This is a genomic window from Rhodococcus sp. NPDC055024, assembly GCF_053608585.1.
The window spans coordinates 39393-62462 of record NZ_JBSGVT010000015.1 but is presented as its reverse complement, the minus strand read 5'-3'; the positions used below and the strand labels follow the sequence as shown (position 1 = coordinate 62462).

The following is a 23070-nucleotide window of genomic DNA, read 5'->3' as shown; positions in this document are numbered from 1 at the left end:
CCTACGGTAACAACTACGTCACTATCCGACATACCCAGTGAGGTCGTACACCGTGGAATTTCCCACTGTCGTCGATCCGAAATTGGCTTCGACCCATTCCTGGATGGCACTCGACGTGCTGTCCCCGCTTTGGCCCTCTCTCTGGCTTCCGCCCTGGCCACCGGCAATGTAATAGTGAATTTTTCCGTCTGCCACGTACTGGATGAATTGATCCAATGTCGGTGCGGGATCGGAACTCCAACCGCCGATCGCCATCACCGCGGTATTGCTGGCCAACTCGTAGGTTGCTGCGCTTTGCGAACCGTTGGTCGCGGCCGACCACGTGGTGCCCGCATTGACCAGCATTGCCGTCAACTCGGAAGCACTTTCGCTGCCGCTACTCAGTTCTTGCCCGTTCGACGCCGGATTTACAGTCGCGTCAGAAGAATTCGGCGGAGCGTCACCGTTTCGCAGCTCTGGGCCCCCACCCATACCTCCTCCCCCGCCCATTCCGGAATCGGACACCGCACCGGCGGGTCCGGCTGTCGGAATGGATCCGCCGTGCGCGGCTGCGGCAGTGGCAATCGCGTAAGACGCCGAACCTGCTATCCCTGCCAACGAGCCGATGATCAATCCAGCGACAGCAAGCTTTCGGAATCGATCCTTGGCTCCCACGAGAACCAGGATCGCGCCGACGATCGTGCCTACCAACAGAATCCACTTCAGCATCGGCAGCCAGTCGGCATTGCGGTGCAACAACACCCAACTCCAGATTCCTGCGGCCAGCATCATCGCAGCCAAGCCGCAACGTCCGATCCAACGGGCACGGACCAACCACAGAGCGTATCCACCGGTCCCGATCATCCCCGCGACGGCGGGCGCAAGCGCAACTGTGTAGTAGGGGTGGATCGTGCCGGACATATAGCTGAAGATCAGGCCGGTAACGAGAAACCAACCACCCCAAAGGATCAACGACGCGCGGAGAAGATCTGTGCGCGGTGCGCGTCCCCGAGCGAGCAGTCCGAACACCACTGCGATCAGTGCCGCAGGTATCAGCCAGGAAATCTGTATACCCATCTCGCTGCCGAACAGCCGCTCCAATCCGGTACTCCCCCCGAAGCTCGAACCTGCACTGCCACCGTTCATTCCGCCACCGCCACCGGTGTTACCGAAAAGTCGACCCAATCCGTTGTATCCCAACACCAAGTCCATGACGCTGTTGTTGGTCGACCCACCGATGTACGGGCGAGAATCCGCAGGCCACAGCCACACTGCCAATACCCACCAACCGGCCGATACGACAACAGCCGTGGCTCCGATCGCCAAGTGGACCAAGCGAGCTCGCAGACGTGCCTGTCCGGCAATCACATACGCACCTCCGAATGCAGGTAATACCATCAACCCCTGCAACATCTTGGTGAGAAAAGCGAACCCCAGCGCAACACCGGCGAGGGCTACCCACATCGCGGCTCGTCGACCCATCGCCGTACCCATTGCCCGAATCACGAAGTAGCCGGCGAGAGTCATGAGCAGAACCAACAGTGCATCAGGATTGTCGAACTTGAACATCAGGGCGGCAGCCGGCGTAGCGGCCAACACAGCTCCCGCCACAAGACCCGCAGCGGGCGACGCCACTCGTTTGACGGCCGCATACACGAGCGCAACCGATCCGACGCCCATCAATGCCTGCGGAACTAGAAGGCTGGCACTCGAAAATCCGAAGATCCGTCCGGACAGACCCATGACCCACAACGAAGCGGGCGGTTTGTCGACCGTGATGAAATTCGAGGTATCGAGGGACCCGAAGAACCACGCTTTCCAATCTTGTGAGCCGGCCTGCGCAGCCGCAGCGTAGAACGTGTTGGCGTATCCACTCGCGGTCAGATTCCACAGATACAGGAACGCCGTTGCCGCCAACAGGGTCGTCAGCGCCAATCCTGTACGGCGAGTGCGGAACCACGACAGCGAGGGCTCCGCTCGATGGGCAGTTGGTGCCGGCCGCTGAGGTGGGGCCGGATGCAGAACGGCGGTCATCAGGAAGTCCCTTCACGAGTTACTGTCCTGTCAACGATCGCGTCTCCAACCCTGGCGGCACTGGGACCCGGCTGGAAGGTTGCTGTGAATGGCTCAGGTCAGAGCGCGCTCGAACAGCACGACGCTGAACCAACCGTTGTCGGCATCATCTCCGAAGTCACGACGCCCGACCTCTGTAAAACCCGCGTTCAAGTAGTAGCGACGCAATCGCACGTTCGTTTCCACACAATCGAGCCGCAGGTACTGCGCACCCTCCTCTACAGACCGTCGACGCGCCCAGCGCAGTAAGCGTTCACCCATCGAGTCGCCCGAAAATGCTCGATCGACAACCAATCCGTGCACGTAGCCTGCAGGTTCATCCGAATCGCGCCAAACCTGAGGGTCTGACCAGATCAACCTCAGCGCACCGACGATCCTCGACTGCCCCTGGTCTCGCGCGACATAAAACTCCCCTCGCGAAATCTGGGCCTCGATCTGCTCGAGAGACACTTCGCGTGGACGCCACTGAGCGATTCCACGTTCCGCCAACCAGTCTTCCGCCCCATGCCGAAGCGCCAAGATCGCCGGCGCATCACTTGCGATCGCCCGAACAACGTCCACAGTCGTGATCCCTCCCCTCGATACGACCATCCACAGGTGCGGCCCACAGCGGCACGACCTCTAGGCTCCGCCTCGGATGTATCTGCGAGATGGAGCCTAACGGCGTGAAGTTATGTCTCTGAACGGGTCCCGCCACTCGGTCAGGTTTTGAAGGTGGTGTTCGCCGGCCTGGGGTGCCGCTGCGGGTCGATCGAGGGCGGCGGGATGAACCACGGTTTGTTGTCGACACCCATTCTGATGTCCCACTTGCCGACGAACCCGGATTTACGGTGCATCAAGCGGTGATGTGAACGGCACAGCAGGACAAGGTTGTTCATCACTGTCGGACCGCCGTTTGCCCAGTGCCGGATATGGTGCGCATCGGTCCACGCCGGAACGCAAGAACACCCCGGGAACGCGCAGCCCTTGTCTCGGGCAATCAGCGCCACTCTCTGTTCGGCGTTGACCAATCGTTTTCCGGGTTTCGCATCAAGCGGCGCCCCGTGATCATCGAGCAGGACGGTCGACAGGAAACAATCGCACCCCAACAACCTCGTTTGCGACACCGAGAGTGGTCCCAGCCATGGCATGTGCCCGACATCAAGATCCGACGGGGACTCTTCACCATCTGTAGGCGCGGCGGCACAATCCCGATGCTCAGCCAAATCACGGGCGTTGATGTGCACGTTCACGTGCGGACGTTGCCCACCATCGGTTCCGGTTTTTGCGCAGTCGAGGTACCGGCGGATCAGTTCGGTGAACCCGTCCGCGGTCCGCTTCGCCGCCGACCTGGCATCGGGAGTTCCATCGGGCGCCGGGGTCGGCATCGTCAGATTCGACAACGCCGACAGCAACATTTCGCCGGTAAGAGCGTCGAAATCCCCACGAACCACCACCCGACCATTAAGTGTCGAGGCGATACGGAGCTCGTTCCGATCGACATCTTCGGCAGGCGGAATCTCATCCGATTCGAACACCCGCTCCAACGTCGCGATAACGTGCCGCACCTTCGTCGTCGTCGCCTCCACCCCCGAGGCTGCCGCAAGCAGCAGGTCGATGCAGCGAGGTAACGCCTCGTCCGGCATCCCCTTCGGCGGGGATTCACAAAACGCGACGATCAAGACGGCGTGCTCGAACGAGCAATCCCCGCAATCGAACCGAGCCGCTACCGCCGGAAACGGCCGCAGTGCCGCGCCCAGGGCGGCGATCTTCTTCCCGTCTCGAACCTGCAGCATCGTGTTGGCCGCCAACCACGCACCGACGCCGCGGCTGGCAATCACCTGATCATCCGGACGCATCGACAGTTCGTCCACCACCGCCACCCGCACCGCTTCCAGGCGCAGAATCTCCGCACTCGCCTCGACAGCTGCGGCGCGCAACTCGGCGGCAGCCAGCTGCCACAGTCGTCCGCGTAACCCCACCGCCGAGCCAGACACCACGTCCGACGACAAGACACTCATTGAATCCCCCGATCCCCACCCCCAACAATACTCGAACATGCGTTCGAGTCAAGAGTGATAGATCTCCATCGCTCGATCCACCGATTCATCGCTCGCCGGTAGCAACGGCAATCGCACTTGGGGCGTCGGAATCTGCCCCAACGCATGCAACACACCCTTGATCACAGTCGGATTCGGTTCGGAAAACAGGGCCCCGGACAGCTTCGACAATCGTCGTCCAAGGTCGCGAGCACTGTCCACATCGCCACTGTCCCAAGCCTTTACCAAGCGGACGAAGTCACCAGTCGACACATGAGCCGACGCCAAAATGCCGCCGGACGCACCCAAGGCCAGGAGCGGTGCGAGGAACAGATCATCCCCGGCCAGTACGGCGAAGTCGTCCGGAAGATCCGCGAAGAGTTCGACGGCAGCTGCGTCGATACTGCCGGCGGCATACTTCACAGCAACAACCCCGGGCAACGCTCCCAGCTCCCGCAGTGTGCGACCGTCCAAATCGCACGCAGTTCGGTACGGCACGTGATAGACGACGAGCGGTACCGGGCTCGATTCCTGCAGGTACGTAAAATGCGCCACCACACCGGCTTTCGACGGCCTCGTGAATGAGGGAACCGGAACCAACGCCGCCGAGACCTCCGGCCACCGACTCAGACTGTCGAGCGCCCGCGCACTGCCCACCGTGTCGCTACCGCCAGCGCCGACGATCAACGTCGCGCCCCGCGCACGGCACACGCTCGCGCAGGTATCCAGAACGGCCACTCTCTCCTGCTCCGTCAGCGTTGCGCTCTCCGCCGTCGTCCCGAGCGCAACGAGTCCGACCGCACCATCGGAGAGAACCTGGTGCGCAAGCCGTTCGAGTGCGGCGGTTGCGATACGACCGCCGCTCTCGAACGGGGTGATCAAAGGGACATGGATTCCGGCGAGGTCAATTCGAGCAGTAGTCATAGAACTCAGCCTCACCCAACAAACCTTGTAGGTCTAGTTCGCGTTTCCATCGTCGAGCGTAAGCTGAGCTGATGCTTGATGTTCGTCGACTGAGGCTCTTGCGTGAACTAGCGCTGCGCGGCACCATCGTTGCCGTCGCGGAGGCGTTGTCATTCAGTCCCTCTGCCGTGTCGCAGCAGTTGGCCGTTCTCGAACGTGAAGCCGGCGTTCCTCTGTTGGAACGCACGGGGCGTCGGGTGCGCCTCACGCCGGCAGGCGAGAACCTCGCACGTCACGCCGAAGTCATCCTGCAACGCCTGGAACAGGCATCGGGTGAATTGGTCGACGCTCGTCGTGGCCTCGCCGGACCGCTACGGATCGGTACTTTCCCGACCGCCGCACGCGCGATCCTCCCTCAGGCCTTGATCGCACTGTCGCACGAGCACCCGGGATTGGAACCGATGGTCTCGGAAATCGACCCAGCCGACGTCGCCGACGCGCTACGAGCCGGGAATTTGGACTTGGCTTTGATTCACGACTACGACTTCGTCCCTCGCCCCACCGAACCGGGCCTGACGACATTGCCGCTGTGCAGCGAAGCCGTGTACCTCGCGTCGAGTGACATCGAGTCAGATCCAGGTAACGCTGTCGCATCGCTGACCGACTGCGTAGAACGTCCCTGGATTACCGCGATCCCCGGAACCGCTTGCCACGCAATGACCATTCGCGCGTGCCAAGCTGCCGGGTTCACACCGAAAGTGCGTCATCACATCGACGAGTTCGCCACTGTTCTCGCCCTCGTTGCTGCGGGACAGGGAGTTTCACTGGTCCCGGAACTCGGAGCAAGTCATCCACCACCGGGAGTGCAGCTCACGCCGATGCCTATTCGGCGAAGGACCAAGATCGCCCACCGAGCCGGCTCCGACGCACACCCGGCAGTCACAACCGTGACAAGCGCGCTTCGCTCGGCAGTCCCGCTACTGCTGGACGCCGAGCACTAGCGACACTTACATGTCGAGTCCGAGGTCGAGCACCGTCACCGAATGTGTCAGTGCACCTACGGCCAGGTAGTCGACGCCGGTTCGGGCGTACTCTGCGGCAACGTCGATGGTGAGACCGCCCGAGGACTCGAGCTTGGTTTCGGGAGCAACAGCGTCGCGGCGTTGGACCGCAATCTGCGTCTGCCAGAGCGGGAAGTTGTCCAGCAGAACAAGTTCGACCTTTTCCGCCAGCACCTGATCGAGCTGAGTGAGATTGTCGACCTCTACTTCACATTCGATGTCCGGCGCGAGTTCGCGGACAGCGCGAAGTGCAGCAACCACCGAACCGGCAGCAGCAACGTGGTTGTCCTTGATCAATGCGGCGTCACCCAACCCCATGCGGTGGTTGACTCCCCCGCCCACGTGAACTGCATATTTCTGCAGCGAGCGCAGGCCTGGCAACGTCTTTCGACTGTCGCGCACTTTGGCATGAGTGCCGGCGATGGCGTCGACCCACTGTGATGTCGCCGAGGCGATCCCCGAGAGATGGCAGACGAGATTGAGCATCGTCCGCTCTGCCGTGAGAAGTCCGCGAGTGGGCGCGACTACGGTGAGCACCGATTGACCTGGCGCAACCCGAGTTCCGTCGGAGACCCGATCGACTACCTCGTAGTTACCCGCGCCGATCACCTCGTCGAGAACAAGCAGTCCGACGTCGATGCCGGCGACGGTACCCGATGAGCGTGACACGACCGAAGCCTTCGCGACCGCGTCAGCGGGAACCGTTGCGGTAGAGGTGATATCGGGGCCATAGCGCAGATCCTCGTCGAGAGCGAGCCTGACCAATGTGAGCAGCTCGTCACGGTCGAGCGGCGCGGGCAGGATCTTCTGCTCGGTCATCAATGAACTCCTGTCAACAACATGTCGGGTATTTCGAGCGCTCCATCGGCGCCCATCTTGATCCGAGTGCTGCGACGCTGATTCGGATCTGTTTCAGGATAGTCGGTGCGGGTATGGCAGCCACGGCTCTCGGTTCGCGCCACGGCCACGTCGACCAGTGCAGTCGCTGTCAGTGTGAGCGCCGCGTCTTCGAGGTCCGGAGCGGCCACCGCCACTGTCTGTTCGGCGTCGGCAAGCGCGGCTCGCGCAGTCTGGAGACCGCCTCCGTCGCGAACCACCGACGCGTGTGCCGTCATGACGGACTGCACGGTCTCTCGCGGCAGGATCGGCATCGGCTTGCGCACCACGTTGACCACTTCGGCATGGACATCGCGACGCTCGGCAGCTGCGATTCCTGCACGCTCCCCGACTACCAAACCCTCGAGAAGGCTGTTGGACGCAAGGCGATTCGCGCCGTGCAATCCCGTGCGAGCCACTTCACCCGCTGCGTAGAGTCCAGGCACTCCCGTTCGTCCATGGACGTCGGTGGCGACTCCCCCGCACGAATAATGCGCGGCCGGAGCGACCGGAATTAATTGGGTGCGTGGATCGATACCGGCTTCGAGGCAGGACGCGGTGATGGTCGGGAATCTCGAATCGAAACCGTCGAGCTTTCGTGCGTCGAGATAGACGTGATCGGTGCCGAGATCTCGTAGGCGTGCTGCGATTGCCCGCGAAACCACATCACGCGGGGCGAGATCACCCAGCGGATGAACACCTGCGGTCACCGAATCACCGTTGGTGTCGACAAGAATCGCACCCTCGCCGCGGACCGCCTCACTGATCAGGGGTCGGCGGCCTACCCCACCCGGAGTGAAGAGCACCGTCGGATGGAACTGAACGAACTCCAGGTCCGCAATCGCCGCACCAGCTTCGAGTGCCAACGCGATTCCGTCGGCAGTTGCGCCTGGCGGATTTGTGCTGCACGCATACAGCTGACCGAGTCCGCCGGTAGCGAGCAGTACCGCTGGTGCATGGATCACACCGAGCCCTTCCGGGGACGAGACGATGAGTCCACACACCCCACGGCGGTTGGTCACCACCTGAACTGCCGCCGCACCGAACAGGACGGGCAAGCCGGCAGCATTGAGAGCCCGCTGCACTTCCGCGCCCGTGGCGTCGCCGCCGGCGTGGATGATCCGACGTGTGCTGTGCCCACCCTCGCGGGTGCGCGACACCTCTCCGTCTCGCCCGCGATCGAACACCGCTCCCAACGCGGCCAGCGCTGCAACAGCATCGTGACCAGCTTCGACGATGGAATAGACGGCTTCCTCGTCGCACAAACCGACGCCGGCCTCACACGTATCCGCAACGTGCGATTCGACGGAATCCGTATTCAGATCGTCGACGACCGCGATGCCACCCTGCGCGTACTGAGTCGAGGTGTCCGTCGGACCACCCTTGCTGACAGTGAGTACTTTCAGTCCCCGCAGAGAAGCGGTGCGCGCTGCGGTGAGGCCGGCAACACCGCCTCCCACGACGACCAGGTCGGCATGGGCCTCCCAGGCGAAACGCCCGGCAGGGCTGGTCACTCGCCGCCGCCCGGATTACCGATCTCGATCATGCGCTGCACCGACTTCTGTGCACGCTTGGCCATCTCGAGATCGACGTGGACCTCGTCCTTGCCCTCGAGAAGGCAGCGAAGCAACGCGGCAGGCGTGATCATCTTCATGTACGGGCACGATGCGCGGTCGTTGACGGCCTGGAAATCGACGTCGGGCGCCGCCTTACGCAACTGGTGCAGCATCCCGATCTCGGTTGCGACCAGAACCTGCTTGCTCTTGGTGACGCGGGCAGCGTCGAGCATTCCGCCGGTGGAGAGGATCTTGACCTTGTCCGCGGGGACCGCGCCTTCGCCGGCGAGGTACAGAGCCGAAGTGGCGCAACCACATTCAGGGTGCACGAACAGCTCGGCATCGGGGTGCGACTTGGACTTGGCCGTCAGCTCGTCACCGTTGATGCCGGCGTGCACGTGGCACTCGCCCGCCCAGATCTGCATGTTGGTACGGCCGGTCACGCGCTTGACGTGGGCTCCCAGGAACTGGTCCGGCAGGAACAGCACCTCGCGGTCGGCATCGATCGAGTTGACCACGTCAACGGCATTGGACGAGGTGCAGCAGATGTCGGTGAGTCCCTTCACCTCTGCCGTGGTGTTCACGTACGACACCACCAGCGCGTTCGGGTTGTCGGCCTTCCACTCACGAAGCTGCTCGGCATTGATCGAGTCGGCCAGCGAGCAGCCGGCCCGCTCGTCCGGGATCAGCACGGTCTTGGACGGCGACAGGATCTTCGCGGTCTCGGCCATGAAGTGCACACCACAGAAGACAATCGTGTCCTCGGGTGCCTCGGCCGCGATTCGCGAGAGCGCCAGGGAATCTCCGACGTGATCGGCGACGTCCTGAATCGCAGGCAGCTGGTAGTTGTGCGCAAGAATCGTCGCGCCGCGTTCGCGAGCCAGACGTTTGATCTCAGCGGCCCACTCGGGGGTCGCTTCGACTCCGTTGTATCCGCCGGGGCCGTCGTGAATCTGCGAGGCCGATCCCTCCCATAACGTCGTGGTCGTCATGGCGTTCTCCTTCACCGTGAACCCGGGCTCGTCACCCAGTTCAAATCCGGACGGGCTGGCCCGGATTTCCGTATTCGAGGTTTTCGACTTAGGATCGAAAACGTGCCCAATAGTAACACCACCCACGAAGTGCTTGCAGCGGTGTTCCAAGTTCGCACCTTCCCCGCAAGCATCGCCGCAGGTGACGGCGATCACTGCCCACAAGGACGCGAAGAGTTGGCCGTGCTGCTGTGGCAGCGTGCACTCAACCCGCAGAAGGGCACGTGGTCCCTGCCCGGGGGCACCTTGCGCGACGACGAGGACCTGACGACCTCCGCTCGACGACTCCTCGCCGAGAAGGTCGACCTACGAAAGGTCGCCCACCTCGAACAACTCTCCGTCTTCAGTGATCCACAACGAGTGCCGGGCCCGCGCCGCATCGCGTCGACCTTCCTCGGACTCGTTCCCCTCAGTGCCGATCCACAACTTCCACCGGACACTGCCTGGCACCCCGTTTCGAAATTGCCGGAGATGTCGTTCGACCACGGAACCGTGGTGCGGCACGCGCGCAATCGACTGGCTGCAAAACTCTCCTATACCAACATCGCATTCGGGCTGGCGCCCGAAGAGTTCGCGATGTCGACGCTTCGCGAAATCTACTGCGCTGCACTCGGTTACCAGGTCGATGCCACCAACTTGCAACGCGTACTGGGGCGTCGAGGCGTTCTGACTCCCACCGGCAACACCGCACCGTCCGGCAAGTCGGGTGGACGTCCACCGGCGCTGTACCGTTTCACCGACTCCACCTTGCGGGTCACCGACGAATTTGCCGCACTACGGCCCCCGAGCTGACACCGATCACACTGTCAGGCAACAGCTTCGAGATTTCCGCGTTGCAGCCACACCGAGGTCACGGCGCCGGCCGGATCGATGACCCGGTTGATTGCACCGAACCGTGTCGTCACCCGATCGAGAATCCGATCAGCCTGCCAACGATCCGTCGGATCGGCGACAATCGCGAAGAAGCGATGGGCGGGTTTTCCCGCCATGACGCGCACCAATTCGGTGACCGTCCGCGCGGTGACTGCCACGCTCCACCCGGCGTCGAGAAACTCGGCGGCAGTGCGCGCACCGTGCTCGAATCCGATGTCCGTGACAAGTACAACTCCCCTGTTCGGGGCGATCTCTGAAACACTCATTGCGGAACCTCCAGTCGGAATCAAACTTCTTGACTCCTATGTAAGTCCGCAATCTTGTGCTTCCCTTGTGCTGGTTCTGTGAGAACTCTGGGGAATTGCGCGCGCCCCACCTCAGACAGATCGAGACAGCCCCGCCCAGAAGACCGTCGAGGCCGCGTTCACCACATCGCCGACCGGTGCGTCACCCAACATTCCGCCCGCAGCAAGCGTCGCGACGCCATGGAACGTCGCAAAGGCAACCAGCGCAATACTTTCCGGATCACCGGCGGCAATATCACCCGAGGCCTGAGCCTCCGATACGAGCCGGACGGTCAGGTCCATCGTCGCGTGCCCCGCGTTGACGACAGTCTCGGCGGCGCCCGGTGCATGCTTGTTGCTGTACATCAACGACAAAAGTCCGGGATGGTCCAGCGCAAAATCCACGTAGGCATTCGCGAGCGAGGAGAACCGGGCCCTCGCGGTCCGTGGAGCATCCGCGACCGCCCGCTCGAGCGCACCGGTCATCCGATGGAATCCACTTTCGGCCAAGGCATCGAGCAAAGCCTGGCGATCACGAAAGTGCTTGCCCGGAGCCGCGTGGCTCACGCCCGCCTCGCGCGCGAGTTGCCTCAGCGACAACTTGTCGACGCCATCTCGTTCGAGTGTTGCTTCGGCCGACGCCAGGAGTTCCTGTCGCAGGCTGCCGTGATGGTACGGCTGTTCGTGGGCGGGCATGGTGGCACCATATCAAAATGTTGCCATTGACAACTATGGTGTCAGTGCCTACATTTGGGATCACCCGAACCGAAGGAGCCACCATGGCCATCGACGTAGCCGGAACCACCGTCCTCATCACCGGAGCCAGCGCTGGGCTCGGAGTGGAATTCGCTCATCGCTTTGCCGCTCGCGGCGCACACCTCGTTCTGGTCGCCAGGCGGGCAGACCGCCTCGAGGCACTCGCCACCGAACTCCGTGGCGCCCACGGCATCACCGTGACAGTCCTGCCCGCCGACCTGGCCGCACCCGGCGTCGGCGCGACCCTGCACCAAGAACTCGCCAGTCGCGATATCACGGTCACGTCCCTGATCAACAACGCCGGATTCGGAACACACGGAGCATTCGTGGACGAAAACCTCGAGCGCGTCACGTCCGAAATTCAGCTCAACATCGCCACACTCGTCGAACTGACGCACACATTCCTGCCCGACCTTCTCACCGGCCGCGGAGCACTGGTCAACATCGCGAGCACCGCGTCGTTCCAGCCGACACCGGGCATGGCGGTCTACGGCGCATCAAAGGCGTTTGTACTCAACTTCACCGAAGCGCTCTGGGCAGAAGCTCGCGGTAGCGGATTGACCGTGTTGGCAGTATGCCCCGGTCCGACGCGCACCGAGTTCTTCGACGTAGTCGGCTCCGAAGACGCAGCGGTCGGGCGAATGCAGACGGCAACTCAGGTGGTGGACACCGCTTTCCGAGCACTGGATCGACGCAACGCGCCGCCGACCGTCGTATCAGGACTGCCGAACTGGGTGTCCTCGATCAGCACTCGCTTCGCAACCCGCCGGTTGGGGGCGCTGATTTCGGGCCGACTGCTGGGTGACGTGCGAATGAAGTCCGAAGCGAAGCGCTCGTCGACGTCGCCGGCGTAGCGACGTAACAGCTACGGGAGCTTCGGCTGGATCTCGTCTTCGGTCTGTTCGGTCTCGGTGGCCGGATCCGCAGATTCTGGATCCCCAGATTCCGGATGGTCACCCACACCGAGGTCGTCGTACGGATTGAGCACTGCGAGAACCAAAGTCACGACGCAAGCCGCGAGCGGCTGAAACAGAAGGACGAGCAAGGTGCCGATGTTCGGCGCCCGCGCGATGATCTCCCCGACCGCCGGATTGTCGGCCGTGGGGAATCGCAGTTTGGTCACACCCGAACCCACGAGTGCCATCAGGCCCGCTCCTACCGCTGAGCCGACGATCAACCCGCCCAGGGCATACGGGCCTCGACTCAGGCGTGCCAGCCAGGCAGCCACCGCCGACAGCACACCGACGATCAGTGCCAGCCAGATGAATACTGCGCTCGCGTCGAACTGGTGAAGACTCTCACCCGTCAACGCGACGCCGCGCCCCTCGGACACCACCAACAGGTGCTCTGCCGGAGCCAAGAACGCCCACAGCACACCAACGAGCACGCTCACGCCCGCAGTGGTTGCGGCGATCACGATCGCGGTGCGCAGACGAGTCTGCCGAAGAGAGATCACACAGAGTGACGCTACCTGCGGGCAGCGTCGAGAGAGTCGACGACACCGTGACGGGAGCATTTCGCCCACCATCCGTCAGGACTGACCTGAACGATCATGCGACGTCCGCACTGCTCACAGAAGCGAGGTGGCTCGAGCCCCATCGACGCCGCAGTCGGCGTCGGATCGTCGACACCGTCGACGATCCGACGCCCGGTGAACGGGTTGTACCGCTCCTCGGTCACCGGAGTGCTCACAGAGTGTCGTTCAGTGCTTTGATCGGCATCTGCAGATCGACCAACAGATCCAGATCCTTCTCGGCGGGACGCCCGAGCGTCGTCAGGTAGTTGCCGACGATGACGGCGTTGATTCCGCCGAGGATGCCCTGCTTGGCACCCAGGTCGCCGAGAGTGATCTCGCGTCCACCGGCGAAGCGAAGGATCGTGCGAGGGAGTGCGAGACGGAATGCCGCCACAGACTTGAGCGCCTCGCTGGCGGGCAGCACGTCCAGATCACCGAACGGGGTGCCCGGACGCGGGTTGAGGAAGTTGAGCGGGACCTCGTCCGGCTCGAGTTCAGCCAGGTTGGCCGCGAATTCTGCGCGCTGCTCCAGCGATTCGCCCATGCCCAGGATTCCGCCGCAGCACACTTCCATGCCTGCTTCGCGAACCATCCGCAGGGTGTTCCAACGCTCTTCCCACGAGTGCGTGGTGACGACGTTCGGGAAATGCGACTTCGAGGTTTCCAAGTTGTGGTTGTACCGGTGCACACCCATGGCGGCCAGTTGGTCGACCTGTTCCTGGGTCAGCATGCCGAGCGAACAGGCGATCTGGATGTCGACCTCGTTGCGGATCGCCTCGATGCCGGCGGCGACCTGAGCGAGCAACCGAGCGTCGGGTCCGCGGACGGCTGCCACGATGCAGAACTCGGTAGCGCCCGACTTCGCAGTCTGCTTGGCAGCTTCCACCAGGCTCGGGATGTCCAACCAGGCCGCACGAACCGGCGACTGGAAGAGTCCGGACTGCGAGCAGAAATGGCAGTCCTCCGGGCAGCCGCCCGTCTTGAGGCTGATGATGCCCTCGACCTCGACCTCCGGTCCACACCACTTCATACGCACATCGTGGGCGAGAGCCAGCAGGTCCTCGAGCCTGTCGTCGTCGAGCCGGAGTACGTCGAGCACCTGGCTTTCGGTCAGGCCAACTCCCCTTTCGAGAACTTGCTCGCGCGCCTGGTCGAGGATGTCGACCGTCGCAGGGGCCGTGCTAATCGGGGGCGGGGTCACAGACGTCTCCTTCAGAACCAGCAAAATTGAACACCGTACAAGTTGAACGGTGTTCACGTTAGAGACGTGGTGGAATACTGTCAAAGGCGGGTCCGATCGACATCTGATCGCGAGCAGTCAACAGCGAGGCGAAACGAGGGGAACAACAAGTGCAGTTGCGACGCGGCGACGTGCTGGACGGCGCCATGGCGATACTCGACGAGTTCGGGCTTGCCGACCTCACGATGCGTAGGCTCGCAACCTCGCTTGGCGTCCAACCCGGCGCTCTCTACTGGCATTTCCCGAACAAACAGACCTTGCTCGGCGCAGTCGTCGACAAGATCCTCGAAGACCTCGACGCACCCGTTGACGCGGACACGTGGCAGGAGGCGTATTCCGAACTGGCACACAGACTTCGGTCTGCCCTGCTGGCGCACCGCGACGGCGCCGAGTTGGTCAGCGCCACCTTCGCCTCACGGATGACAAGCAGCAAGGTGCGCGAGCACTTCGTGCAGGCTGGGCTAGAATCCGGCCTCTCACGCGAGCACGCCCAACTCGCGGCGTATGCCCTGCTGTATTACGTACTCGGCCACACCGTCGACGAGCAGTCCCGGGCGCAGATGGAAGAAATGGGGGCACTCACCCGGGCTCCCATCTCGCCCGACTCTCCCGAGGTCATCGGCGGCGGTTCCGACGAGGACCTCCTCGACGGCGATCCGACAGTGCGATTCCAGTTCGGCCTGGACCTCTTCATCGACGGCATTCGCACTCGCCTGAATTCGACCCTGAATTCAGCCCACACCGAATCGGTTCTACGACACTCCTGACAGTCGCAGCAATGCAGTAGCGCCGGCCGCGACAATCACCACGACCACCAACGGGGCCTTGAACCAGGCGCAGATACCTCCGGCCACCACGCCGAGCATCCGCGCCGGACCCGCAACGTCATGTCCGGTGAAGATCGTCGAGGTCGCAACCACTGCAAGCAACAGCACCACGACAGCACGATCGAGGGTCTTCTCGGCGAAGCCGGAGAGCGTCACCCGAGCTCGGAGCAGAACACCACTGACTCGCAAAGCGTAAGAGCCGCAAGCGAACACGACAATGCCAATCCAGACCGATGCAGCATTCATCGAACCTTCCCCCGGAACGGTATCGTCACCGCGATACTCAGCAGAGCTACGAGCGGCGCGGTACCCGACGGCAGGAACGGTGACGTGGCCACTGCAACCGCTGCACCGATCACAGCGGCAAGCAATGTCATCTTTTCCCTCAGCGCGGGCAGGACAAGGGCCAGAATGACGACCGGAAAAGCGGCATCCAATCCCAACGCGGCCGGATCTTGGACGACGCTGCCGAGCAGCCCGCCCAGGAGAGCTCCGATCGGCCACGACACCGCGATCCCGATCCCACAGAACCAGAAAGCCGCACGCTTCTGCTTCACCGAGCCCTGCGCCATGGCAACCGCGACGCTTTCGTCGTTGACCAGGTGCGCGCCGACCAACTTGCGCCAACCCGAGCACCTGCGCCAGCCTGAATCCGTGTGGCGAGCCTCGCCGAGAAAAGATCCCGCTGCCAATCCGTAGGCGAAGTTTCGAGAGTTGATCAGCAAGCCGGCTACAACTGCAGCGACGGCGCCGCCTCCGGCCGCGATGATTCCGATGAACAGGAACTCCGACGAGGCACCCAGAACGAGCACAGCCAAGGCAAGCAGCTGCCACAGCGAGAATCCAGCTGATCCTGCCGTCACACCGTAGGACACGCCGACGATGGCCACGGAGAGACAGATCAGCACACTCACCCGGATTGTGTCGCGATCAACTGTTCGCCATAAAGAACGCATGTATTCTATGTTGAACGAAATGGAACTGTTCGTCAAGAAAAACGATCGATCGGAGAATCGAACGATGGATAGTGGTGAAACCGGCACGGATCAGAGCCCTCAGAAGCTGGTGGCCGTCGCGCTCAAACGCGAGCGCACCCGAGCGGGATTGAGCCTCTCAGAGGTCGCCCGGCGCGCCGACATCGCCAAATCCACACTCTCCCAACTCGAATCCGGCCTCGGAAACCCGAGCCTCGAAACACTGTGGGCACTCGGCAACGCATTGGGTGTGCCATTCTCACAACTCGTCGACTCGCAGGCACAGACCGTTCAGTTGATTCGAGCCGGAGAAGGGCCCGCGATTGCGTCGGCAAACGCGTCGTACATCGCGACTCTCCTGGCGCCCAGCCCACCGAACGCACGCCGCGATCTGTATCGGATCGTCGCCGAGCCGGGCGAGCCGCGCATTTCGACTCCGCATGCCCGCGGCACCACCGAACACGTCGTGATCGGTACGGGGCGGGCCGAGGTCGGGCCGACTGCAGATCCGATCGAGCTCGGACCGGGCGACTACCTCGCCTATCCCGGCGACGAGGAACACATCTTTCGGGCACTCGAACCAGGCACGACGGCGATCATGGTTTCGGAGCACACCTGAGCCTCGATCAGTTTCGCCGATGAGTTTCGCCGCTGCGGGAAGTCTGTATCTGCGAGGTGATGTGGCCAGCGCCTCGATCACCGACACCAGTAACGACCAACAGCAGGAGGACACATGTCCGGATCCAGCATCAGCAGCATTTTGCTCTCGAGCACCAACCCCGAACGCTTGCGCGACTGGTACGCCGAGGCGTTCGCCCCGAAAGTCGACCGCACCCCGGGCGAACCCGGCTACGACGTCCTCGACTTCAACGGTTTCTACGTGATGCTCGACAGACGCGACGACGTCGGCGATACCAACCCGCAGCCCGGCCGGATGTTCCTCAACGTCGAGACCGACGACGCCCGGTCGATCGCGCAGCGCATCGATGCACTCGGCGGAAACTGGTTCGCCCCACTCGAAGACCGCGGGGGCAGTTTGTTCGCCACCGCTATCGACCCCGACGGAAACTACGTTCAGATCATCGAGTTCAGCGAGGAAGCCAGGGCCGAGATGGAATCCGGAATGACGGATTCCCACACCACCTAGTCCGGCAACCGCTGGGAACGGAGATAGTCATGCTTGCAGACACGAAAGCATTCAGCGGATTTTCGGTGACTGACATCGACGCTGCAAAGAAGTTCTACGGCGAAACACTCGGGCTGAAAGTGACCGACGAAGACATGGGACTCATTCGCCTACATCTTGCCGGCGGAACCGAGATCCTGGTTTATCCGAAACCGAATCACGAAGCGGCGACGTACACGATCCTCAACTTCGTCGTCGACGACATCGACACAACCGTCGATCAACTGACCGCTCGTGGTGTGGAGTTTCTGCAATACGACGGATTCCCGCAGGATGCGCGAGGCATCATGCGTGGCAACGGCCCCGATATCGCGTGGTTCACCGACCCCGCCGGCAATGTTCTGTCGGTAATCAAGGAGTCCTGACGCGCTTAACCGCTGAACAGCTGTGACTGCCGCTGTTCAGCGGTGTCGGTATTGGAGCGTTCCGCTGCCGCAGTTTCACGCTCGGCCGCCAATTGCTCGGCGCTTTTTGCGTCGACAACGGGCTCCGACGCACTGAGGTCGGAAAACAAGCCACTGTTCGATTCGTTCACATGCCACCCTTTTGCCTGGTCATCGTTGCCGCGCGCAGATAAACCTGCGTTAGAGATCGGTCGATGGCTACTTAAATACTGCCGCCCGTACGGCGCCGACAAGACGCCGATGACTCAGCAGTTCTTCACCCAGTCTTGCACGCCTGTGTTTTCCACGAGAAATTCGGTCCAGACGGGTTGTCATCGACCGCACGGCGGAGCAATGTGAAAGATGAGCGCGGAGCAGGTCGGCAGCACTTTCGTCGGACACCTGGCCCCTCAATTCACCGCACAATTTTTGGAGGAATCATGTTGGGAATTGCTTTGGGCCTCGGCAGCGCTGCTGTCGGAATCGGCCTCGGACTGCTCGGCGCAGGAGCGGGAATTCTGCTGAGCGACAAGACCGTCAAAACCGCACGACGTGAACTCACCGCCTGACGAGGGCGAGCGCACTGAAAACGGCGAGCGCACCGAATACCTCGGCGTTGGAGTCAGCCCTCGAGTGAACGCCGCGATGCGCCATCCCGCGCACTGGGTGTTCTCACGGGCCACGCGACGACGGGGCGTGCATACGGACGCGGTTGTTCCGACCAGCGCCCAGGATGTGCTCGACAGGTTGACAGCCCTTCGAATAAGCACGTGGAGTTACGGTTTCGACCACAAGTCGATCCGTCACCTGGGTCCGATGGCGCAGGATTTTGCAGCGATTTTCGGCTTGGGATCCAACACCCGTCGTATCTCGGCCGTCGATGCGAACGGCGTGTGCATGGCGAGCATCCAAGCCTTGAACCGAAAAATAGGCGCCCTCGAGACAAAAGTCAGCGCGCTCGAGAGGGAACTCGACACACTGCGCACGGAGACGGGAGGCACGAGAACGGATCGAAATACGTTAGAGATGAACAACAATCACAAATCCTCGGCGCTCGACGAATTCGGCGGTTCCACCGGTCTGTAGTTTGTTCGGTGTGACCGCCCCTGATTCAGACTCCGACTCAGCTTCAGACTCCGACTCGGACCCCAACGAGATTGCCGCACTGTTCGACGTGACATCCGACGCTGTCGGAGACGAACACGTCGAACAGGCACTTTCCGAATTCGGCCTTGGCACAACGGAGATCACGGAGACCGCGGCCCGCATCCGGGCCAGTCGGTCGGAATTTCGTCGACTGCGCCGCCGCGAGAACGAATTGGCGGTCCTCTATTCGAGTGCGCGCGAGCTTGCGCAGGTTCGCGACGTCGACACACTGCTGCAGAGACTGGTGAACCGCGCACACGACATCATGGGTACCGACGTCACGTACCTGTCCGAGTTCGACGTGATCACTCGCGACCTGAATGTTCGAAAGACGGCCGGCGCGGTCTCGCCGGAGCTCCAGCATCTGCAGGTTCCTGCGGGCGCTGGCTTGGTCAGCGCGATTGCCGAATCTCGTGCGGCCCAGTGGGTCCAGAACTACAGCGAATACACGCAGTCGCGGCACGACGAGGTGGTCGATGCCGCGATAGTCGCCGAGGGCCTGGTGGCGATTCTCGGCGTGCCGATGCTCTCGGACGGCCAGATCCTCGGCGTCCTGTTTGCCGCCGACCGCCGGGAACGACGATTTACCGCAGATCAGATCGCCCTGCTCTCTGCACTCGCCGATCACGCCTCGGTAGTCCTGCAAACCGCACGGGCGCTGGACCGCGCTGAGGAATCCGCCGCCGAGACCGGGCGAGCACTCGACGAGCTGCGCGAGCACGTGTCCGCGCGGGACAAATCGAACATTGTCCACCAGGATCTGATCCATGCCGTTCTCCGCGGCGGTGGCTACGCCCAGGTTGCACGAACCCTCAGCAGCGCACTCGAGCGCAGCACCGCCGTCGTCGACAACGAGCTACGCCCTCTCGTGACATCGTCGGGTGAGCAGATCACGACGGTGCCGTTGTCGCTACCTCGCGCCGTGTCCGATGCCATCCACCAGAGTCGCCGCAGTGGCCGATGCACGTTTGTCGCCGATAACAGCGAGACCGTGATCCAACTCGTCAGCGCCGTCACCGCCGGAGAATCATTCCTCGGGGCGATCTTGCTGAATCGATCGGACGCGCCGATCGGACCCGTCGAACTCAGGACCGTGGAACGGGCAGCTCAGGTTACAGCGATTCTCGTGTTGCAACACTCGGCGGCAGCGGCAGCGGATCGGCGCGCACGTGACGAACTGGTCGCCGACCTGTTGAGCACTGCGCCCGAGCGGAGGCGCGATCTCGAACGTCGGACCCGCAACCTCGGTATCTCCCTCGGCGAACTCGACACCGTCCTCGTGGTGTCGGTCGCTCCGGAACTCCGCACCGCGGCGCTCCGTGCAATCGGGCAGAGTCTGCCGGTCGGAGCTTTGGCGTCGCAGCACGCCGGATTGATCGCGGTGGTCTCCCGCTCGGGGAACCCTGCAGCCGCGGCGACCGTCGTTCACCGCCAGATCACCGGTTCGGTAGGACCCCACGCTGTAGTGATTGCGCCGGCAACGGCGGAGCGCCCCGAAGAACTCCCGGCGCGCTTCACCTCTGCGCTGCGCACCGCCCGCCTACTGTCGGCGTTGGGCAAGACCGACGGCGCGGTCACGACTGCGTCGTACCTGCCGTACACCGTTCTGTTCGGGGAGAATCCGGAAACACTCCATCAATTCGTCGACGAAGTAATCGGCCCGGTACTCGCCTACGACCGTGACAAGGACACCGATCTCACGGCGACCCTTCGGGCTCTGGTCCGCAACGACGGGAGCCCGACCAAGGCTGCCCGCGCACTCAACTACCACCCGAACACCGTCGTTCAGCGACTCGACCGCATCCGTACGCTCCTCGGTCACTCGTGGCGTGAAGACGAGAACTTCTTTCGCGTGTCCATGGCGACGAGGCTCGACGAACTTCGAGAAGTGGGAGCCGAAGAGGGTGGAAGCGACATCAACGACAGCGACGATGGTGCATGACACTACAATTTCGACCGATCGATGTGTTGTGAGCACGTGGTCTGGCAGGCATCAACCTCCCTACTGTGAAGCGGAGCACAGAACCACTTCAGGAGGACGACCCCCCGTGTCATCAACCAACAGCCGATCAACCAACAGCCGCATCGCCGATTTCCGGTCCTACGACGTCGCCGCACGGCGCGCCGAGATCGTTCGCCAGACCGACCTGACCGAAGCAGACATCGCGGTCTACGACGCTGCCGACGGCCTCACCATCGATCAGGCCGATCGCATGGTCGAAAACGTCCTCGGCGTCATCGGCATCCCGGTCGGCGTGGCCACCAACTTCACGATCAACGGCAACGACTACCTGATCCCCCTCGCCACCGAGGAGCCGTCGGTGGTCGCCGCTGCGAGTAACGCTGCTCGCATCGCACGCGGGCTCGGGGGCTTTCACGTCTCGAGCACCCAGCCGATCATGCAAGCCCAGATTCAACTCGTCGACGTAGTGGATCCGGCAGCTGCCCGCATCCGACTCCTCGAGGCACGTGAAGAAATCATTGCACTCGCCAACGAGCAAGACCCGAAGCTGGTCAGCGTCGGCGGTGGCGTGAAGGACATTTCGGTTCGCATCGTGTCCTCGGACAAGGCCGCCTACGTCGTCCTCCATCTTCACGTCGACGTACGAGATGCGATGGGCGCCAACGCAGTCAACACGATGGCAGAGGCAATCGCGGATCGAGTAGCCGAGATCGGCGGCGGGCACGTCGTTCTTCGCATTCTCACCAACAAGGCAGATCTGCGGCTGACGCGCGTTCGTGCCGTGTTCGACGCCGAATTGATCGGCGGTGCAGAGGTAGTGGACAACCTGATCCATGCCGCACGCTTGGCAGAGCTGGATCCCTACCGCGCCGCGACACACAACAAGGGCATCATGAACGGCATCAGCGCCGTGGTGTTGGCGACCGGAAACGACACGCGCGCAGTCGAAGCCGGGTGCCATTCCCATGCAGTCAACGCCGACGGAATCTACTCCTCACTCTCGCATTTCGAGAAGAATGCCGACGGCAACATCGTCGGCACCCTCGAGCTACCCATGCCGGTCGGCCTCGTCGGCGGCGCCACCAAGGTGCACCCGGTAGCGCAGGCCGCAATCAAGATGCTCGGCGTCGAGAGCGCCGAAGAACTCGCCGGCATCATTCTGGCAGTTGGCCTCGCACAGAACCTTGCCGCTGTCCGCGTTCTCGCCAGTGAGGGTGTCCAGCGCGGGCACATGGGACTACACGCCCGCAACATCGCTGCCAGCGCCGGAGCCCAGAAGAGCGAGATCGACGCCGTGGTTGCACGCCTGATCGCGGACGAGAGCATTCGCGTCGAACATGCCGAGAAGGTTCTCGCCGAGATCCGCGGCGGAAACTGACCACGATGACCGAAACAGTTGCAGGATCACCAGTGTGGAAGCCGGCGCCTCATCGAGTGTCGGCGACGGGTCTACCGACCGCGGTCCGGGTCTACGAAGTCGGACCACGCGACGGACTTCAAGCCGAAACGGCAGTAATCCCGACCGAGACGAAGGCCCAGTTCATCGAACGCCTGGTCGCGGCCGGTTCCCGCACCGTCGAATTGACGAGCTTCGTCTCGCCTCGATGGATCCCGCAACTTGCCGACGCGGAAGAATTGATGGGTCGACTGCACCTGCCGGACTCGGTACGCACGGTCGTCCTTGTCCCGAACCGCAAAGGTCTCGAGCGGGCCGTTGCCGCCGGGGCGAGCGAAGTTGCCGTATTCGTCAGCGCTACAGAAGAATTCGCGAGACGCAACCTCAACTCTACGGTGGACGGAGCAATCGCCGCGGCCGCCGAGGTCACTGCCGCCGCGCGAGCCCTGGGACTTCCCGTCCGCGGGTACATCTCGATGTGCTTCGGCGACCCCTGGGAAGGCGCCGTGCCCGTCGAGCGTGTCGCCGACATCGCGAAAGCCTTGATCGACTGCGGTGCCACGTCGCTCTCTCTCGGCGACACCATCGGCGTCGGCACGCCTGGCCATGTGCTCGCCTTACTCGGTGCGATCCGAGAACGTGGCATCCCCACTTCGCAGATCGCGATGCACTTTCACGATACCTACGGCCAGGCACTGTCGAACGTCTACGCGTCGCTGACTGCGGGTGTCTCCGAATTCGACAGTTCCGCAGGCGGTCTCGGACGGTGCCCGTATGCCAAGGGCGCGACCGGAAATCTCGCCACCGAGGACTTGGTGTGGATGCTCCACGGCCTCGGGATCGACACCGGCATCGACCTGGATTCCCTTACCGACACAAGCAGTTGGATGGCGGAACAGATCGGACACCCGAGTCCGTCCCGAGTTGTCAGCGCCCTCCGCGCAGCACGCACCTGACACTCGTCGCGCAAGCCCCTCATCTCGCAAGTCCCCCACCTCGCAAGCCTCTCGCCATGCATGACACTGGAGA

Annotated in this window: 27 protein-coding genes; 12 read left to right on the top strand and 15 right to left on the bottom strand. The window is 62.7% G+C overall.

What is annotated here, in order from left to right; all coding sequences use genetic code 11:
* Positions 1–21: 21 nt before the first annotated feature.
* From ACWF6P_RS26275 to ACWF6P_RS26260, 4 genes are all read right to left on the bottom strand, one after another.
* Positions 22–2013: an ArnT family glycosyltransferase gene (locus tag ACWF6P_RS26275; protein ID WP_452623038.1), complete on the bottom strand. Its 1992-nt coding sequence runs from the start codon at positions 2011–2013 to the stop codon at positions 22–24.
* Between the two features lie 93 nt (positions 2014–2106).
* Positions 2107–2613: an N-acetyltransferase family protein gene (locus tag ACWF6P_RS26270; protein ID WP_452623037.1), complete on the bottom strand. Its 507-nt coding sequence runs from the start codon at positions 2611–2613 to the stop codon at positions 2107–2109.
* Between the two features lie 140 nt (positions 2614–2753).
* Positions 2754–4052, bottom strand: coding sequence for a DUF222 domain-containing protein (locus tag ACWF6P_RS26265; protein ID WP_452623036.1), 1299 nt, complete (start codon positions 4050–4052; stop codon positions 2754–2756).
* A 48-nt stretch (positions 4053–4100) separates the two neighbouring features.
* On the bottom strand, positions 4101–4994 hold the full coding sequence (locus tag ACWF6P_RS26260; RefSeq protein ID WP_452623035.1) for a 4-hydroxy-tetrahydrodipicolinate synthase family protein: 894 nt from the start codon (positions 4992–4994) through the stop codon (positions 4101–4103).
* Between the two features lie 71 nt (positions 4995–5065).
* Here ACWF6P_RS26260 and ACWF6P_RS26255 point away from each other — a divergent pair, with 71 nt between their 5' ends.
* Entirely contained in the window at positions 5066–5974 is a 909-nt protein-coding gene (locus ACWF6P_RS26255; protein ID WP_452623034.1) for a LysR substrate-binding domain-containing protein, read from the top strand.
* Positions 5975–5980: 6 nt separating this feature from the next.
* Here the strand turns inward: ACWF6P_RS26255 and nadC are convergent, their stop codons facing one another.
* Genes nadC through nadA form a run of 3 tightly spaced genes read right to left on the bottom strand, consistent with a single transcriptional unit; the run spans position 5981 to position 9458 of the window.
* Positions 5981–6853 (bottom strand): carboxylating nicotinate-nucleotide diphosphorylase, encoded by an 873-nt coding sequence (gene nadC, locus ACWF6P_RS26250; protein ID WP_452623033.1) that lies wholly within the window; start codon positions 6851–6853, stop codon positions 5981–5983.
* Positions 6853–8424, bottom strand: coding sequence for an L-aspartate oxidase (locus ACWF6P_RS26245; RefSeq protein ID WP_378449612.1), 1572 nt, complete (start codon positions 8422–8424; stop codon positions 6853–6855). Before ACWF6P_RS26245 ends, nadC begins: the two co-directional genes overlap by 1 nt.
* The gene (gene nadA / locus ACWF6P_RS26240) at positions 8421–9458 is read right to left on the bottom strand and encodes a quinolinate synthase NadA (RefSeq protein ID WP_283304452.1); all 1038 of its coding nucleotides are present in this window, start codon (positions 9456–9458) and stop codon (positions 8421–8423) included. Before nadA ends, ACWF6P_RS26245 begins: the two co-directional genes overlap by 4 nt.
* 102 nt (positions 9459–9560) lie before the next feature.
* On the opposite strand from nadA, the gene ACWF6P_RS26235 reads away from it, so the two are divergent.
* Positions 9561–10289, top strand: a complete 729-nt coding sequence (locus ACWF6P_RS26235; protein WP_007733069.1) for an NUDIX hydrolase — start codon at positions 9561–9563, stop codon at positions 10287–10289.
* Between the two features lie 14 nt (positions 10290–10303).
* Here ACWF6P_RS26235 and ACWF6P_RS26230 read toward each other — a convergent pair whose 3' ends face one another.
* Together ACWF6P_RS26230 and ACWF6P_RS26225 are read right to left on the bottom strand one after the other, a co-directional pair.
* Positions 10304–10636 (bottom strand): SDR family NAD(P)-dependent oxidoreductase, encoded by a 333-nt coding sequence (locus ACWF6P_RS26230; protein WP_452623032.1) that lies wholly within the window; start codon positions 10634–10636, stop codon positions 10304–10306.
* 111 nt (positions 10637–10747) lie between these two features.
* On the bottom strand, positions 10748–11350 hold the full coding sequence (locus tag ACWF6P_RS26225; RefSeq protein WP_378538765.1) for a TetR/AcrR family transcriptional regulator: 603 nt from the start codon (positions 11348–11350) through the stop codon (positions 10748–10750).
* 83 nt (positions 11351–11433) lie between these two features.
* Here ACWF6P_RS26225 and ACWF6P_RS26220 point away from each other — a divergent pair, with 83 nt between their 5' ends.
* Positions 11434–12264, top strand: coding sequence for an SDR family NAD(P)-dependent oxidoreductase (locus tag ACWF6P_RS26220; protein WP_452623031.1), 831 nt, complete (start codon positions 11434–11436; stop codon positions 12262–12264).
* A gap of 11 nt (positions 12265–12275) precedes the next feature.
* Here ACWF6P_RS26220 and ACWF6P_RS26215 read toward each other — a convergent pair whose 3' ends face one another.
* Genes ACWF6P_RS26215 through bioB form a run of 3 tightly spaced genes read right to left on the bottom strand, consistent with a single transcriptional unit; the run spans position 12276 to position 14112 of the window.
* Positions 12276–12866, bottom strand: coding sequence for a DUF2567 domain-containing protein (locus tag ACWF6P_RS26215; protein ID WP_214888235.1), 591 nt, complete (start codon positions 12864–12866; stop codon positions 12276–12278).
* A gap of 11 nt (positions 12867–12877) precedes the next feature.
* Positions 12878–13102 (bottom strand): biotin synthase auxiliary protein BsaP, encoded by a 225-nt coding sequence (gene bsaP, locus ACWF6P_RS26210; RefSeq protein WP_452623030.1) that lies wholly within the window; start codon positions 13100–13102, stop codon positions 12878–12880.
* Positions 13099–14112 (bottom strand): biotin synthase BioB, encoded by a 1014-nt coding sequence (bioB, locus tag ACWF6P_RS26205; RefSeq protein ID WP_024487821.1) that lies wholly within the window; start codon positions 14110–14112, stop codon positions 13099–13101. Before bioB ends, bsaP begins: the two co-directional genes overlap by 4 nt.
* Positions 14113–14276: 164 nt before the next feature.
* On the opposite strand from bioB, the gene ACWF6P_RS26200 reads away from it, so the two are divergent.
* A complete protein-coding gene (locus tag ACWF6P_RS26200; RefSeq protein WP_378538769.1) occupies positions 14277–14933 on the top strand; it encodes a TetR/AcrR family transcriptional regulator C-terminal domain-containing protein in 657 nt (218 codons plus the stop codon).
* On the opposite strand, the gene ACWF6P_RS26195 is transcribed toward ACWF6P_RS26200, so the two are convergent.
* Positions 14919–15239, bottom strand: coding sequence for an AzlD domain-containing protein (locus ACWF6P_RS26195; protein ID WP_452623029.1), 321 nt, complete (start codon positions 15237–15239; stop codon positions 14919–14921). The genes ACWF6P_RS26200 and ACWF6P_RS26195 overlap by 15 nt on opposite strands.
* A complete protein-coding gene (locus ACWF6P_RS26190) occupies positions 15236–15907 on the bottom strand; it encodes an AzlC family ABC transporter permease (protein WP_452623028.1) in 672 nt (223 codons plus the stop codon). The genes ACWF6P_RS26195 and ACWF6P_RS26190 overlap by 4 nt, the downstream gene beginning before the upstream one ends.
* 106 nt (positions 15908–16013) lie before the next feature.
* Here ACWF6P_RS26190 and ACWF6P_RS26185 point away from each other — a divergent pair, with 106 nt between their 5' ends.
* From ACWF6P_RS26185 to ACWF6P_RS26175, 3 genes are all read left to right on the top strand, one after another.
* Positions 16014–16586, top strand: coding sequence for a helix-turn-helix domain-containing protein (locus tag ACWF6P_RS26185; RefSeq protein WP_378538772.1), 573 nt, complete (start codon positions 16014–16016; stop codon positions 16584–16586).
* Between the two features lie 114 nt (positions 16587–16700).
* Positions 16701–17114 carry a VOC family protein gene (locus ACWF6P_RS26180; protein WP_378538773.1) on the top strand — a complete coding sequence of 138 codons (414 nt, stop codon included), beginning with the start codon at positions 16701–16703 and terminating at the stop codon, positions 17112–17114.
* A gap of 29 nt (positions 17115–17143) precedes the next feature.
* Positions 17144–17518: a VOC family protein gene (locus ACWF6P_RS26175; RefSeq protein ID WP_452623027.1), complete on the top strand. Its 375-nt coding sequence runs from the start codon at positions 17144–17146 to the stop codon at positions 17516–17518.
* A gap of 5 nt (positions 17519–17523) precedes the next feature.
* Here the strand turns inward: ACWF6P_RS26175 and ACWF6P_RS26170 are convergent, their stop codons facing one another.
* Positions 17524–17688 carry a hypothetical protein gene (locus ACWF6P_RS26170; RefSeq protein ID WP_214888215.1) on the bottom strand — a complete coding sequence of 55 codons (165 nt, stop codon included), beginning with the start codon at positions 17686–17688 and terminating at the stop codon, positions 17524–17526.
* 288 nt (positions 17689–17976) lie between these two features.
* Here ACWF6P_RS26170 and ACWF6P_RS26165 point away from each other — a divergent pair, with 288 nt between their 5' ends.
* The 5 genes from ACWF6P_RS26165 (at position 17977) to ACWF6P_RS26145 (ending at position 22997) form a co-directional block, all read left to right on the top strand.
* Entirely contained in the window at positions 17977–18105 is a 129-nt protein-coding gene (locus tag ACWF6P_RS26165; RefSeq protein ID WP_003941742.1) for a hypothetical protein, read from the top strand.
* Positions 18089–18622 carry a tail fiber domain-containing protein gene (locus ACWF6P_RS26160; protein WP_452623026.1) on the top strand — a complete coding sequence of 178 codons (534 nt, stop codon included), beginning with the start codon at positions 18089–18091 and terminating at the stop codon, positions 18620–18622. Before ACWF6P_RS26165 ends, ACWF6P_RS26160 begins: the two co-directional genes overlap by 17 nt.
* 10 nt (positions 18623–18632) lie before the next feature.
* On the top strand, positions 18633–20624 hold the full coding sequence (locus tag ACWF6P_RS26155) for a helix-turn-helix domain-containing protein (protein WP_452623025.1): 1992 nt from the start codon (positions 18633–18635) through the stop codon (positions 20622–20624).
* 106 nt (positions 20625–20730) lie between these two features.
* Positions 20731–22023, top strand: a complete 1293-nt coding sequence (locus ACWF6P_RS26150; RefSeq protein ID WP_452623024.1) for a hydroxymethylglutaryl-CoA reductase, degradative — start codon at positions 20731–20733, stop codon at positions 22021–22023.
* Positions 22024–22028: 5 nt separating this feature from the next.
* Complete coding sequence (locus ACWF6P_RS26145; RefSeq protein WP_452623023.1) at positions 22029–22997, top strand: hydroxymethylglutaryl-CoA lyase; 969 nt, start codon at positions 22029–22031, stop codon at positions 22995–22997.
* Positions 22998–23070: the final 73 nt, after the last annotated feature.